The following is a 14236-nucleotide window of genomic DNA, read 5'->3' as shown; positions in this document are numbered from 1 at the left end:
CCTTTCGGACGTAGTTTTCCCGATTTGGGTGGTGCAACAGTAGCGAAACCACTGTGACGGGAGTGACGATGTCACCAAGACGTGACCAATCGTCTCCCGTTTTCGTGTTCTATTCGCAGCCTGAATTGGCTATCTGCGATCTGCTATTCCGACTCTTGAATAGAACGGCTAATTGCTTCGTCGCACGAATCTATTCGCGTTATCACACTATGACTTTGGGAATGACACGTACGTACACGACCATCCCGATCACCTCGACCAGAGTCTGCGTCACGACGACCGCACCGGCTAGATCGAAGCCCGGTGGAAGGGACAGCGCAAGGGGGAGGACGACGAGCGAGTTGCGAGTCGCGCCGGAGAAGACGACGGCGCGGCGAGCGGCGGCGTCGAAGCCCGCGCGCCGCGAGATCAGATCGCCCAGCACCGGCATGACGACGAGGAAGCAGACGTACACCGGGGCGACCGCAAGGACCGTCGACCACGACGAGCCGATGCGGGGCAGTTGGCAGGCGACGACCACCGCGAGCACCACCATCATCAGCGGAACCATCGACGTGCCCGCCGCGCCGACGAAATGCGTGCCGCTGCGGTGCGCCGCCGACCACCACTGCGTCGCCCAGGCGAGTACGAGTGGAAGGACGATCAGAACCGCGAAGGCCTCGACGAACGGCCCGACGTCGACGATGGCGGCGAGGTCGGAGCCGAGGAAGAAGTACAGGTATAGGGGGAGCAGCGCCGTCTGCGCGATGAGCAGAACCGGTGTGGCCGCCAGGAGGCGGCGACTGTCGGCGCCGGCCAGTCCACTGAACACGACCACGTAGTCGATGCAGGGACACAGGAGAACGAGGAGGGCGCCGATGCGCACAGACTGGTCGCTGGGGAGGAATTCGGCCAGTACCGCTACGACGAGGGGAACGATGAGGAAGTTGAGCGCGAGCAGAATCGCGATGAAGCGCCCGTTCTTGATCGCCGTCAGCAGCGCCGCGGCCGGCACCTGCAGGAAGGTGACATACAGCAGCGCGGCGAGAGTCGGATTGATCGCGTGGGCCAGCGTCGGCGCGGCGTCGGGCAATGTGATTCCGACGATGCCGCCCGCACCGATCGCGACGAGGTAGAGGGGGACTTGACGTCGTTCCATACGCTCGGCGACGGTCGGCACGGTTGAAGCATAGTTGGCCCGATCTCAGACGTCGCGCACCCGCAACGCCACGGCCGCACCGATGACGCCGATCGCGGTCCAGGAGGCGAACACAACCGCGCCGGTGGTGGGCGAGAGTTGGCTCGACGTCGGCGCGAATGTCGTGAACGACGCTGCCGCGTTGGACGGCAGGTAGTTCAGCGCCGACGACCAGCTATGCGGCAGAAGGACTTTCGCGATGACCGGTACCACGATCAGCGTTGCGGTCAGCATGCCGATCGCGGCGCCCAACGAGCGCAGAAGAACGCCGAGTGCGATGCCGATGACGCCGACTCCCGTGATGTAGAGGGCGGTGCCGAGGACTGCGCGGATGGCCGACGGGTCGGTGAGCGAGGCGATGTCGACGGCTTTGGACTGCAGCACGACACTGCCCGCGAGGTAGGCGATCACCGTGGCGGCGGCCGACGTCGGCAGGACGAAGGCGATGAACGCGGCGAACTTCGCCCACAGCACCGGCAGACGCGTCGGCACCGCGGCCAGCGTCGTGCGGATCATCGACGTGCTGAACTCACGCGACCCCGTCACGACACCGAACACCCCGACGATCAGCATGGCCAGCATCGACCCGTTCAGGACGACGGCCACGGTGTCCGTCGACTGGGCACTGGTTGATGTGGCGGCGGCACTGATTACCGCGATGCCGACCAGCGAGGCGAACACCGACGCGAGCGTGACCCAGGTCGAGGTCAGCGTGGTCAGTTTGAGTCGCTCGGAGCGCAGGACGCGGCGGAACGTCGTCGAGCGATTCGTCGGAGCGGGTGTGGGTGTGGTCTCGTGCACGGTCGTCGGCCTGCGTCGGGTAATCGTGGTCATGCCGCGTTCTCCAAGACAGTTGGGCGGGCCCGATGCTCGGCGGCGTCGCCGGTGAGCGCCATGTACGCCTCCTCCAGCGACGGTTGTCTGGCGGTCAGACTGTGCAGAACGATGTTGTGCGCCAACGAGATCGCGCCGATGGCCGCGGCGGGACGCCCCACGACGCCGAGCGTCACGTCGTCGATCTTCGTGATCGTGACGTCGTCGGCGGCGAGGACCTCGGCGAGCAGGTTCGCACGCGGTGTGCTCACCTCGACGTGACCGGTGGAGGCCTGATCGATGAAGTCGGTCATGGCGACGTCGGCGAGGAGACGGCCGCGGCCGATGATGATCAGGTGGTCTGCGGTGAGTTCCATCTCGCTCATCAGATGCGACGACAGGAACACCGCCCGCCCGTCGTCGGCAAGTGTCCGCAGAAATGTTCGGAGCCAACGGATTCCGTCGGGGTCGAGGCCGTTGACGGGTTCGTCGAGGAGGACCACGGCGGGGTCGGCGAGCAGCGCCGCCGCGATGCCGAGTCGCTGACCCATGCCGAGTGAGAAGGAGCCGGCGGCTTGGTCGGCGACATCGGACAGTCCCACCGTCGCTAGCACGTCGTCGACCCGTCGGTCGTCGACGCCGATGAGTGCGCCCAATTGCCGCAGATGATTTCGCGCGCTGCGGCCCTTGTCGACGGCCCTGGCGTCGAGCAGTGCGCCGATTTCGGCCATGGGCGCGGGCGAGTCACGAAGGCGGCGGCCGTTGATGAGGACCGTGCCCGACGTCGGCTGGTCGAGGCCGAGGATCATCCGCATCGTCGTCGATTTTCCGGCGCCGTTGGGGCCGAGGAATCCGGTGATCATGCCTGGTCGCACGGTGAAGGTGACGTCGTCGACGGCGAGCGACTTTCCGTAACGTTTGCAGAGATGGTCGACTTCGATCATGGGCTGTCCTCGCTGCCGGTGTCGGTGATATAGACAGTCTCCGGCGCCGACCTTGGCATTCGCTGTCCGTCGGGTGCGGTGTCGGTGGGAGTGTTTCCGACGCTGTCGGGACTGCGTTTCAGCCGCGGCCCATCCCATAGAACTCGGCATTCGGCCGGATGTCGGCGGCATTGGCGATGCGATTGGAGAATCCGAAGAATCCGGATATCGACGCGATGTCCCAGGCATCCTCCTCGGTGAAGCCGTGCTGTTGAAGAATGGCGTAATCGGCGTCGTTGACGTCGTAGGCGGCTTGGGAGACTTTCACGGCGAAGTCGAGCATTGCGCGTTGTCGTGGGGTTATGTCGGCTTTGCGGTAATTGGACGATATCTGGTCGGCGATGAGTGGATTCTTGGCACGAATTCGCAGGATGGCGCCGTGCGCCACCACGCAATACTGGCATTGATTGGGACTCGAAGTAGCTACGACGATCATCTCGCGCTCGGCTTTGGTCAAGTTGCCCGGCTTGTCCATCAAAGCGTCGTGGTAGGCGAGGAATGCCCGGAATTCATCCGGGCGTCGAGCCAGCACCAGGAAGACATTCGGAATGAAGCCGGACTTCTCCTGCACTTCCAGGATGCGGGCGCGGACATCGTCGGGAACGTCGGCGAGGTCGGGGATGGAGAAGCGGCTGATGGGGAGCTCGGTCATGGTGTGATCCTGTTCTCGGCGGCGTTGGCGTCGACTTCGACTGTGCCACACGGGCATTGGCTCAGTCGCGGAATGGTGCGGTCGGGCTAGGGCACCGATTCGCTTATCGACGTGCCGGTGAGAATGATCGCCGCACTCAGCGCGAGCAGGGGCAGGACGCACCATGCGGCGATCGTGTAGCCGTGCTGGCCGGGAAAGATCGCCGCGGTCGGAGTGGCGGCGGCGAGCAGTTGCCCGGCCAGTGCGCTGCCGATGCTGAAACCGACGGTTCGGACGATCTGGTTGATGGCTAAGACGCTGGCGGTCTCCGCGCGAGGCACGGCGTCGAGCACCAGTCTGGGCATGATCGCCGACGCACCGCCGACCCCGAACCCGAGGACTGCCATGGCGGCCAGCGTCGCGGCGAGTGATACGGGTGCGATGGCGAAGACGGTAGCGGCGACGATGACGAAGCCGGCGTAGACGGTGAACGTCGCTTGCGCGGTGGTCCGGGCGGCGAGCTGCGGAGTGAGTCGCCCGCCGACGAAGCCCAGCACGGAGAAGGGGATGAGTGCCGCACCTGCGACCACTCCCGAGAGCCCGAATCCGTAGCCCGCGTCGACCGGGGTCTGCACATAACGGGTAAGAAGCGAGAACAGCAGGTACATTCCCGCGCCGGCGGTGAGCATCGCGGCGTTCGCGCGAAGCACACCGCCACGCATGAACAGACGGAGATCAACGAGGGGAGCCGTGGCGCGACGCTCGACGATGACCCAGAACGTCAATGTCGCAGCTGTGAGAACGACCACCGAAATTCCCAGGTAGGGCGTCTGCCAGACCGCCGGCTGGGCGACGGCGAGCAGGATGCCCAGTATGCCGAGCCCGAGCAGAAGCGCTCCGGGGACGTCGAGTCTGGGCGTCGGTCGGGGAGTGTCGGCGGGCACGGTCCGCCATGCGATCGCAACGGCGGTCAGCGACAGCAGAAATCCGACGGAATAGGCGACGCGGAGTCCGGCGACCTGGTCGAGCAACCCCATCAGCGGATAGGCCACGCCGATTCCAACGGTGCCGGCCACCGAAATCGTGGCGATGACCGACTGTGCGCGTTCAGTCGGCAGATAGTCGCGCGCGATGCTCATCAGCAGCGCAATGACGCCGAGTCCCAGCCCTTGGAGCGCCCGGCCGAACAGCAGCACCCCGAACGGCAGTGGGATCGCGGTGAGGAGTCCGCCGAGCGCGACGAGTGCCAGGGTGACCAGGACCGTCGAACGCCGGTGTGAGCCGCTCCCGAGTCGGCCCAGAACGGGCGCGGAGACGGCGCCCGCGAACAGCGTCGCGGTGAGCGTCCATTGCGCGGCGTCGAGCCGTATGTGCAGGTCGAGCGCTACCGATGTGATGAGCGGCGCGCCGACACCGCCGATCACCGCACCCAGAAACGCCACTGTCACGAGCGCTGGGCCGAGGTGCCGGGTAGGGGAGCCGACCGTCGGGCCGGTCCTCATCGGTTCGTCCTCATCGGTTCGTGTCGGTGGTGATGTGTTCGAACAACCCGGTGTTGATTCGGGTGCGAACCCCGCGGGCCCAGTCGTCGGCGAGGTCTTCGACGTCGAGCGCGGCTCCCGCGTTGAGCAACATGCCGAATGCGAGGAATGACTTGACGGTCACCGGGTCGAGCCCGGTGGCCTGGGCGACGGCGTCCCACATCGCGGCGAAACTGGCTCGCACGGCATCGCGAACCTCGACGTCGCCGCATGCGGCGAGCCCCTGCAGCTGAAGGAGAAGCTGCGTTCGGTCGGTGAGCAGGTCGTAGTATTGGCCGCCCATCAGTGCGAGCGCGTGCAGACCCGTCTGATCGTCGGCGGCGGTCACCATCGCGTCGGTGAGGCGTGCGAACGCGGCGCCCACCAGTTCGAGGAACAGTGCCTTCTTGGTGCCGAACATCCGAAAGATGTACGCCTGGGTGATCCCTGCCGAGCGAGCGATCGTCTCCGTCGACGCCCCATGCAGTCCGTGCGCGGCGAACTCGTCCGCGGCGAACTTCAAGACTTGCGCGCGTCGCTCGACGCCGCTCATGCGTACCGCCATGCATCGAGCTTAAGTTACTAGTTACTAACTATCAACTTAGGTCACGGCTTGCTCGCGGATATCCGTCGACGTCGCAGTCGAGCACGGTAGATTGGCAGTCCCGAGTGAGAGGAAGCGACGATGCCGTTGTGCACCAGTCCGGCCACGGTTCGAGCCGCAGCCGTCGCAATCGCGGTCGGAGCCGGAGTTCTGTTCGGAGCGGCTGGCCACGCCTCGGCCGACGTCAAACCAGGCACGTACACGTCGACGACGCTGGTGGGCGGGACCGTCTTGTTGCAGCGTGACGGGCATGTCGAGGGGCACGATCTCGTCCTGATCGGGCGATATCCGATTCATTCGACGCCGAATGGGGGATGGGTGGATCTCTTTCCGGGCCACCGCGTCTTCATGATCAGCGACGGACACGGCGGCTATGCGGGCCCGGCGTATTTGAACGGCGTGGTGATCGGGTCGATCAAGTTGACGCCGCATCGGTGATCGATGTCCGACGCCGATTGAAGTCGACCTGTTGAATAAGGCTCTGCCCGGCGTCGACACTGCGACCGGTTCGAGCGCGATCGGGCGCAAATCACCGGCTTGCGACGGTCCGGCCGCTACGGTGTAACCACTGTCACGTCCCACTGTCACGTCCCACTGTCACGTCCCACAAAGGAATTGCATGAGTGAGAGCTATCGGAGTCGCGCTGCCGGCGTCGTCGTCGGATTGGCCGCCATCACCGTCGTCGCAGCCGGTTGTAGCAGCGACAAGACCGGCGATGCGACGTCGTCAGCTGCAACGTCTTCGGCCGCGACGTCGGCCCAGTCGGTCACGAGCAGCGTCGTCACGGAGACCTCCTCGATGTCGACGTCGGCGACGGCTTCGCCATCGTCGAACGTCGCTGCGGCCGACAGCGTGACGCTCACCGGCGTCAACGGTCATCAAGTGACATTGACCGGGCCGATTGCGGTGAAGTATTCCGCAGCGACTGCCGCACAGAAGAAGGATCTGGGCAAGCCGCTCGACGGCGATCACAACGCCGGTACGCGCGATAGCGGCGTGGTGTTTCAACAATTCAAAGGCGGGGTCATCGTCGCTGAGAACAACAAGGCGGGTACCCCGGCCTACATCACCTGGGGCAAGATTCGCGACGCATGGAATGTCGAGCGCGCTGCGGACGGAAAGCCGATATCGGACGGTACCGGTAAGAATGGTTCCGCCGGGCCACTCGGTATTCCGACCAGTGACGAAATGACGGTCGGCGATAGGAAAGTGACCACGTTTACGCACGGCAAGGTGACTTTCAATACCAACACCGGCAAGGTCACCGTCATGGTCAATGGCAAGGAAGTTCCCGCTGGCGTGTAGTCAGCCGCCTTCATGTGACGACGAAAACCGATTGACGTTCGCCGTACGCGTTGAACTGGGCCGATGCTGCGGACCCACCTTCCGCTACTGGACGCCGGCGACGTGCTGCTGGTCCGGTGTCGCGCTTTAAAGAGTTGTATGATGTTGCGTTCTTCTGCCGGTTGAGCGAGCGGAGCGAGTCGAAACCCTGCCGGCCGGGCGATGACGAAACCCGCAGCTTCACAGTGGTTTCGACTCGGCTTCGCCTGGCTCAACCACCAGGATGCGGCGAAGCAGGGTGCGCGTAAAATATCAATACCGTTAGGAACGACACGTCACTGGTGCAGTCGGTGGCTTCGGATCAGCTGATTCCGCTGATAACGACGGTCCCGAGCACGGGCCGCCACGATGACGCGCTCGCGTTCATCGCCAGGCAGCGTCGCAGAGTTCTTGCGGGCGAGGGCTATTCATTCGCGATCGCCGACCGAGGGACCTCGGCCAGATCGGATTGTGGCTGCGCGACATCGGGCACGGACGTGCCGACATCGACAGTGACGTGATGGTTGACAAGCTAACCGCGGTACGACGGTCGAACGTTCAGACACGTGTCGGCCGTCTGACATCTGAACAGCTCATTGAAGTCGAACGCTCCTTGATGGCGTTTCTAGGACTCGCGCGATGACGTGATGCGCAGTCGCGTACGGCATGGGTTGGAGTGGTGGGGGCGTCATCCGACAGACAAATTTCGTTGCTGCGCAACGCAATATGCAGTGGTTTACTGGTAACCCTGCATATTCGATTGCTGCATATTCACAACCAGTGCACATCCCGTCCGGGGGGCTTGGGGTGGCATGTGTAGTTCCGCCATGGACTGCGCCAGCGAGACGCCTGTAGGCGCAGCTGTCTGTCCCGGCCAATACGTCCGAATCGTCTTGCGGTTCGCATGCAGTCCGGTAATGTCCAGTGGGCTGGGTTGAGCCCGACGGCGCCCCATGTGCCCGAGGGTCTGACGCTCTTAGCGCTGATCGTGCTAGCGACGCTGTTTGAACTCTGTACGGAAGGCTCTGCCTTTGGGTGGGTCTGCAACACAGGAAGGACGGTGATCAGTATGGCTCGTAATGTGGCTGGGAAGGTGTCCACCTCGACTGCGCGCGTGCTCTCGTCGGTACTTACCGGCGTCGCAGCCACGATCGCAGCGTCAGGCTGAGCCCAGCTCGCACTTGGCGGTCACGGCGATGCGGCACACTCGCTCGTTATCACAGTTTCGGGATCGACCGTCAGAGTCTCGTGGAGTGGAATGCAAGCTACGTTCAGGTAGCGGGTGTTCGGCTCCCACGTCAACCGTCCTCGTCCTCGTGCGCAGCCTCCAGGATCTGAGCAGCTGGGTCCTTGGATGCGTCGTCTTGATACTCGAGGCGTTCCTTTTCGCCTAGGGCTTGAATCGCTTTGCGAAATTCCGAGAAGTCATGTACTGCTGGCGAGGAAGAGTCGTTCAGCTCGTAAACTCTTCTGATCTCACCAATTTGACGTGTAGCCTCATCAATCCAGTCACTGGAGGCGAAAGCATCTGTGAGTTCACGTAACAAGCGGGTCGCTTCGCGTTTGGAAATACCCTTCTTGTGATTTCTTAGAAAGTTTTTGACGGCACGTTTGACCTTGTCGTCGCTGCGGCTTTGATTCTCTTCAACTGCAGCGCGATCCAGCACCGAGGAGAGATGCGAAAGCAGTTTCTCGAACCGGTGACGGAGGGCATCAGCTCCAGGAACAGTCGGTGCGGTGTCGAGTAGAAGAAGTAGCTCTCGAGCCAATCCGACCTTCTCGATATGTTCACCCGGAAACGACTCTCGGTACGCTGAGTCGAGCGCATCCCATACTGATTTGCCTTCTGATACAGCGGTTTCGATCGATGATAGGGGAAATGCAGTCCGATCTATATCGGCGATCCCAACGAAGCGGGTGAGATGCGAGAGAGCTGCTCTATGCGCGAGCTCCAAAGGAATCAGATCCTCGATCTCCAATACATTGACACCCGGATCAAATTCAAGGCCAGAGGCCGTTGCCCATTGGTCCAGTCGCACGATGTACTCTTCCCGTAGGACTCGCTTCTTTCGTGCTTCTCCTCGCTTAAGAACCTTTTCGGCATCCCTACCTGATTCATCTCCATCGAGGAGTGCAACGCATGGGGGCTTGATTGTGTCTCGTCCGCGTGCCAAATACACCAAGTACGGAATTCCGTCGGCCCCGCCAGCGGCCACGATGGTTACTTCGTTTAGGTTGAGAACGCCAACTCCGGTACCGCTTCGTTCCGACAAGTGGGAAGAGAGACCGGCTATCAGAACCTGATCCGCGAGCCCTTCGACAAATAGGTTCTGTCCTCCGATGAATGCCGTCTCGGCTACATGCGTACCGAGCGAGGAACGTAGTGGCTCGTACCTGTTGTTCGCGGCGTCGTTCACAACTCGCGTCCCTTCGTCCTCCGCTCCTTTGTCGAGAACGCGAATTCTTTGAGGAGAATTCTTGTCGATTAGGAATGGTGAGTGAGTGACGTAGACAACCTGGCTACCGGGTTTTCCGTCCTCCGGTTCTGCATATTCTTGCAGAACTCGGAGGAGATCTTGCTGGCCAACGCTGGATAGGAACGCGTCGGGTTCATCAAGCAGCAGAATGTCTGGGCTAGTCTGGGTCAATCGGTGTGCCGCGAGTTGGACGAAATAGCTTAGAAAATAGCGCAGTCCCTGGCTCCGCTCACCGAAGGAATAAGTCGATCCGGTCCGATCTCTAATCGTGAAGGCCAGTTCGTGCTCTCGTGCCTCAAGAATTAGGTCGAACTCACGGTCTTGAGTCCACCACCGTTGAACATTGAGATTGTCGCGGATCGCAGTGTTCATGGCACCAACAACTGCCTCGACTTGACCCTCGCGACCCGATGCCAGTGCTTCATTTAGCTCGGTGAATGCACGCGGATCGATGCGCGCCGCGTCGATCAGAAGCATCCGAGCCAGTTCAAACTCCGCGCGGCGACGACGTTCAGCTTCTTCTGTGGCCTCGTCCTGCACAGTTGCGAGGCTCGGCGCGATTAGCTCCGCAACTTCCGCTTCGGTTGGGTCATTCAAGCCAAAGAGCTTGTCGAGGATACCCACGCGCTGTCGACGATCGTGCAGGCGCGTTCGTTTCTTGCCGATGAGTTCTGCGATCGACACACTGTCCGGGATTGCGACTCCCGTCTGTAGGGAGAAGGTATCTGGGAGTGTCGCTGCCAGCTTATTAATCTGGCTGGTCGACAACTTCATGCGCGTACCATCAACAACAACAAAAGCGTCCCCAGATCCAGGGCGGTACAGTGTAAACTCGCGTGCATCGGCAAGTGGTGATACGCCAGCGATCTGTTCCGATTCATCGAGTTTGAACGTTACTCCAAACTCAGGAAGGCGAATCTGATCCGCCTGCACCGAGTATTCACTACTGTATCTACAGAAGTCCTCGCGATGAATATTGTTTCCTGTCAGTCCTGCCTTAATTGCGGCTAATAACTGACTCTTTCCTGATTCATTAGCACCGACGACCGCAGTGATATCCGGCTCAAGGGGGATCCGTACGAACGGATACCAGGGGTCTTCTTCTTCCCAACTCTCGGGCTTGCACGAGTCGCGAGCACTTCTTTCGAAATCAAAGTTGAACGAACGAAAGAACCGGATATCAACCCGAGTAAGCTTCATATTGTCCTCCTCAGTGTTTCCGTCGAATGTAAAACGCGGCCGTGATGTCAGTAGTACTCACGCACATATCCGAGTGCCTTCTCGAAGACATCGTTATCGCGGATCTTGAACTGTACGTAAAGTGTCTTTCGCAGCGCCTCGCGCACTTCCTGATCACCACGAATGGTGGATTGCCAATCTTCGAAGCGTACGCCAATGATTCATCGGATGCATCATCAAGTCAAGGCTCCAGGTCAGCGAGTCGCGCGCAGCGCCCGCCAGCGGCGTTTCGGGCGTCGCGCGTGGGCCGCGAGACAGCTGATCGCGACGGGAACCCGTTGATGGACAGGGGTTTTGAGGGATTGATGGTAGGGACGTGTCGCAGTCGAGCCATGATTCATCTATTGCAATATGCAGTGGTTTACTTAACATAATGTATGTTATCGGCATAGAACGAAGACCGCCAGACGCTGGTCGGAACAGTTCGACCTACTATCAACGGGAGTAGCGGATCTCGCACTCATGGCGAGAGGACGACTATGACAGATCGCATGGCGCCGCCTAAACGGGTGGACCCGCGCGGTCTGCTCAGCGAGTGGGCGAACACATCCGACGAGTGGGTGCGCTACATCGTAAGGTACGTCCTCAATGGCGGCGGGCCGCTCGGAAGTGAGGACCAATCCGGAGCGTACGCCCTGTTTCGTCAGGAGAAGGCCTTCGATACTCGCGAACTCCCCACGGAGGAGCCGCTCGTCACCCTCGAACGAGAGGATGAGGTGATCGAGCCGCTGACCCTTACCTCGCTCTCCGATGTCGTTGGTGTTAACGCCTTGGTAGAGGGCGGAGTCATCGAGCCACATGCTGGCCTGACGATTCTGTTCGGAGAGAACGGCACAGGCAAGACGGGGTACTCCCGCATCTTCAAAGCCCTCGCGGCGAGCCGCACTGCCGATGTGATCCTCGGAGACATCGAAGCGGCATCGCCGCAGTCCCAATCAGCGCTTGTCGGCTACACGCTCGGCACTGCGCCGAAGACCTACACCTGGACCGGACAACAGGGCGTCGCGCCCTTCACCAGGATGTCCATCTTCGACAGCCCTTCTGTCAGCTTCCACGTCGATGACGACCTTGAGTACGTCTACGTGCCAGCAGCCCTGGCACTGTTCAATCACGTCATCGCAGGCATCAAGTCGGTACAAGCCCACATCGACCAGGCCGTCGAAAGCCTACGATCTGGGTCCACAGGGCTTCTGTCTCACTTCCCGCGCACCGCCGTGGTTTACCCGCTCATCGAGACGCTGGGGGCATCCACTGATCTGGAATACCTGAGGTCGCTCGCCGACTCCGATCCAGACGTCGACACGCGTATCGGCGACTTGCGCCGCACAGTCGCCGCGCTGGAGGCTGACACCATCAGCGCTGAGATCAAACTGCAACAGCGAGTCGAACGCGTCTTCACGCAAGCTTCCAATGCGGCCACCGTGATGGCTGACTTCAACGTGGAGGCATACGGCCACGAACGCGACATCCTTCACGGACTTCATGGGGACTACCGCGCCTTCCGAACCGCCCTGTTCGAGGCAGCCGACCTACCGGCCGCGCAAGATGACACCTGGAGCACGTTCATCGAGGCCGGCGAGGCATACCAAGCACATCTCATCGCGGTCGGAGCACACGACGCCGATCGGTGTCTGTATTGCCGGCAGCCACTGAATGAAGCGGCGCGATCCCTGATCGGCAAGTACTCCGAATACCTCGAAGACAAGATCACCACTGACATCGCGGCTTCAAAGGCGCGGCTTCTCGCAATTATAGAATCGGTCACGTCGATCCAGGTCAACGACGTTTCTACCTTCGCCGACGAGTACGCAGACAGCGAGGACAAGCCCCATTTCCATGTTGAACTCGACCGGACCCTGAGGGTCATCGCAGAGCTGACCAAGCAGCTTCTCTCCGCTTCCGCTGTGAACACAACGCTGACCGAACACGCCGGTACAGATGCGATAGCGCTCGGTTCGGCATTGGAGACCACCAAGAGAACCCTCGGCGAACTGAGGGCACAGGCAGCTACGCGGGCTGACACATTGGCCGAGAAGAAGAAGGAGCTTGTCGAGCTAGAAGCAGCGGCGGAACTGACGAAGTCGTGGACCCTCATCGAGTCACACGTCAGCGACGCCAAGCAAGCTGACCGGCTCACGCTGCTCGCCAAACCTATGCCTGGGCTCCTACGCGCTGTAACCGGACTGGCCAAGACCGCAAGTGACCAGATGATCAACGAGAGCTTCGACGCGCTCTTCAACGAAGAGTGCGCGGCACTCCGCGCGCCCGCGCTGCACGTGGAGTTCGTCGGCCGTCAAGGGCGCGCACAACGCCGCAAGATCCTCGGCGGGAAACACAAACCGTCCAAGGTGCTATCTGAAGGAGAGCAGAAGGTCCTCGCAATAGCGGACTTCCTCGCTGAAGCGCGCCTCGCCGGAATCTCCGCGCCGGTCATTTTCGATGATCCTGTCTCAAGCCTCGATCATCGCCGCATCAACGAAGTCGCGCAGCGCGTCGCGTCGCTCGCCGACACGACACAGGTCATCGTCTTCACCCACGACATCTTTTTCGCGAGCACGCTGCTATTGCTCATGGAGGCGAGCAAGCGCTGCTCCTACTTCCAGATCACCGATGAAGACGGCAAAGGGAAGGTCGCCCGAGCGACGGGTCCCCGCTGGGATAGCTTGAACAACATTAAGAAGAACATCAACGAGACCATCCAGGCGGCGAAGTCACAGGACGGCGATGCCCGGGCGGCCCTGGTCCGCACAGGCTACGACTGGGTGCGTGCGTGGTGCGAGGTCTTCACTGAGACTGAGTTGCTTCAGGGCGTCACCCAGCGCTACCAACCCAACGTGCGCATGACCAACTTGCCCAAGATCAGGTCCAAAGCACTCCCATCCGCAATCAACAGTGTGAACCGCATCTTCGAGGAAGCATGTCGGTACATTGACGGCCACTCACAGCCCTTGCCTAGCCTCGGGGTCAGCCCCACACTCGTCGGACTCGAAGCCCACTGGGCGGAATTGACCGAAGCGCGATCCGCGTACAACGCGGCATTGGAGTAGTCCTCCTCAAACCTCACTCGGGAATCGACTCTGTCTAGAACGGGTCTCCCGCTACTCGGCTCATTTCAACTCGTCTCGTTACCAGTCTTGCAAGGACAAGTCCAAACAGATGGTCAGGAATTGTTGTGAATGATCACCGAGATTGGCGAGTCTACATCTTTCTGGCGAAGTCCGCTGCTAACGTGGCGAGGCTTGACAACATGAAGCTTCTCATTGGCATACGTGGTGGAGGCGCAACACTTCCCAGAATTGAGCTACAGGAATTTTAAGTCATTGTCTATGAGGGCTTTGGCCGATATTGCGTTCAGTCGATCGAGCTATTAGCGGTTACCTCTCGCTGGCGGCCGACCTCCAATTATGTCGCATTGATGTATTGTGATCGCCAAAGCCTTCCGCGGAGGGCGCCATATCGTCTGCGGAA

Annotated in this window: 11 protein-coding genes; 4 read left to right on the top strand and 7 right to left on the bottom strand. The window is 61.2% G+C overall.

The features are described from left to right. Positions 1 to 202: 202 nt before the first annotated feature. The 6 genes from HH308_RS18945 to HH308_RS18920 all read right to left on the bottom strand — a co-directional run bounded on the left by HH308_RS18945 (position 203) and on the right by HH308_RS18920 (position 5689). Complete coding sequence (locus tag HH308_RS18945; RefSeq protein WP_312870708.1) at positions 203 to 1159, bottom strand: arsenic resistance protein; 957 nt, start codon at positions 1157 to 1159, stop codon at positions 203 to 205. 24 nt (positions 1160 to 1183) lie between these two features. After that, positions 1184 to 2011 carry an ABC transporter permease gene (locus HH308_RS18940; protein WP_170195799.1) on the bottom strand — a complete coding sequence of 276 codons (828 nt, stop codon included), beginning with the start codon at positions 2009 to 2011 and terminating at the stop codon, positions 1184 to 1186. After that, positions 2008 to 2934, bottom strand: a complete 927-nt coding sequence (locus tag HH308_RS18935) for an ABC transporter ATP-binding protein (protein WP_170195798.1) — start codon at positions 2932 to 2934, stop codon at positions 2008 to 2010. Before HH308_RS18935 ends, HH308_RS18940 begins: the two co-directional genes overlap by 4 nt. Before the next feature lie 118 nt (positions 2935 to 3052). Next, positions 3053 to 3625 (bottom strand): peroxidase-related enzyme, encoded by a 573-nt coding sequence (locus HH308_RS18930; RefSeq protein WP_170195797.1) that lies wholly within the window; start codon positions 3623 to 3625, stop codon positions 3053 to 3055. A gap of 86 nt (positions 3626 to 3711) precedes the next feature. Next, complete coding sequence (locus HH308_RS18925) at positions 3712 to 5106, bottom strand: MFS transporter (RefSeq protein ID WP_170195796.1); 1395 nt, start codon at positions 5104 to 5106, stop codon at positions 3712 to 3714. A gap of 10 nt (positions 5107 to 5116) precedes the next feature. Beyond that, on the bottom strand, positions 5117 to 5689 hold the full coding sequence (locus HH308_RS18920; protein WP_246284699.1) for a TetR/AcrR family transcriptional regulator: 573 nt from the start codon (positions 5687 to 5689) through the stop codon (positions 5117 to 5119). 120 nt (positions 5690 to 5809) lie between these two features. Between HH308_RS18920 and HH308_RS18915 the strand changes: the two genes are divergently transcribed. From HH308_RS18915 to HH308_RS30730, 3 genes are all read left to right on the top strand, one after another. Continuing rightward, positions 5810 to 6166: a hypothetical protein gene (locus tag HH308_RS18915; RefSeq protein ID WP_170195795.1), complete on the top strand. Its 357-nt coding sequence runs from the start codon at positions 5810 to 5812 to the stop codon at positions 6164 to 6166. A gap of 181 nt (positions 6167 to 6347) precedes the next feature. Next, positions 6348 to 7034: an LGFP repeat-containing protein gene (locus HH308_RS18910; RefSeq protein WP_170195794.1), complete on the top strand. Its 687-nt coding sequence runs from the start codon at positions 6348 to 6350 to the stop codon at positions 7032 to 7034. A 487-nt stretch (positions 7035 to 7521) separates the two neighbouring features. Continuing rightward, positions 7522 to 7695, top strand: coding sequence for a type II toxin-antitoxin system PemK/MazF family toxin (locus tag HH308_RS30730; RefSeq protein WP_376767235.1), 174 nt, complete (start codon positions 7522 to 7524; stop codon positions 7693 to 7695). Between the two features lie 655 nt (positions 7696 to 8350). Here HH308_RS30730 and HH308_RS18900 read toward each other — a convergent pair. Next, complete coding sequence (locus HH308_RS18900; RefSeq protein WP_170195793.1) at positions 8351 to 10729, bottom strand: AAA family ATPase; 2379 nt, start codon at positions 10727 to 10729, stop codon at positions 8351 to 8353. A gap of 518 nt (positions 10730 to 11247) precedes the next feature. Here HH308_RS18900 and HH308_RS18895 point away from each other — a divergent pair. Beyond that, positions 11248 to 13815, top strand: a complete 2568-nt coding sequence (locus HH308_RS18895) for an AAA family ATPase (RefSeq protein ID WP_170195792.1) — start codon at positions 11248 to 11250, stop codon at positions 13813 to 13815. Positions 13816 to 14236: the final 421 nt, after the last annotated feature.

This window comes from Gordonia asplenii, from assembly GCF_012933505.1.
Classification (GTDB): Bacteria; Actinomycetota; Actinomycetes; order Mycobacteriales; family Mycobacteriaceae; genus Gordonia; species Gordonia asplenii.
The sequence above is the reverse complement of the archived record's forward strand: the minus strand, read 5'-3'. Positions and strand labels throughout refer to the sequence as shown.

Bases quoted from the DNA above. Each gene is read 5' to 3' on its own strand.
- HH308_RS18895 (WP_170195792.1), top strand. From the start codon at position 11,248: ATGACAGATCGCATGGCGCCGCCTAAACGGGTGGACCCGCGCGGTCTG.
- HH308_RS18930 (WP_170195797.1), bottom strand. From the start codon at position 3,625: ATGACCGAGCTCCCCATCAGCCGCTTCTCCATCCCCGACCTCGCCGAC.
- HH308_RS18900 (WP_170195793.1), bottom strand. From the start codon at position 10,729: ATGAAGCTTACTCGGGTTGATATCCGGTTCTTTCGTTCGTTCAACTTT.
- HH308_RS18910 (WP_170195794.1), top strand. From the start codon at position 6,348: ATGAGTGAGAGCTATCGGAGTCGCGCTGCCGGCGTCGTCGTCGGATTG.
- HH308_RS18920 (WP_246284699.1), bottom strand. From the start codon at position 5,689: ATGGCGGTACGCATGAGCGGCGTCGAGCGACGCGCGCAAGTCTTGAAG.
- HH308_RS18925 (WP_170195796.1), bottom strand. From the start codon at position 5,106: ATGAGGACCGGCCCGACGGTCGGCTCCCCTACCCGGCACCTCGGCCCA.
- HH308_RS18935 (WP_170195798.1), bottom strand. From the start codon at position 2,934: ATGATCGAAGTCGACCATCTCTGCAAACGTTACGGAAAGTCGCTCGCC.
- HH308_RS18915 (WP_170195795.1), top strand. From the start codon at position 5,810: ATGCCGTTGTGCACCAGTCCGGCCACGGTTCGAGCCGCAGCCGTCGCA.
- HH308_RS18940 (WP_170195799.1), bottom strand. From the start codon at position 2,011: ATGACCACGATTACCCGACGCAGGCCGACGACCGTGCACGAGACCACA.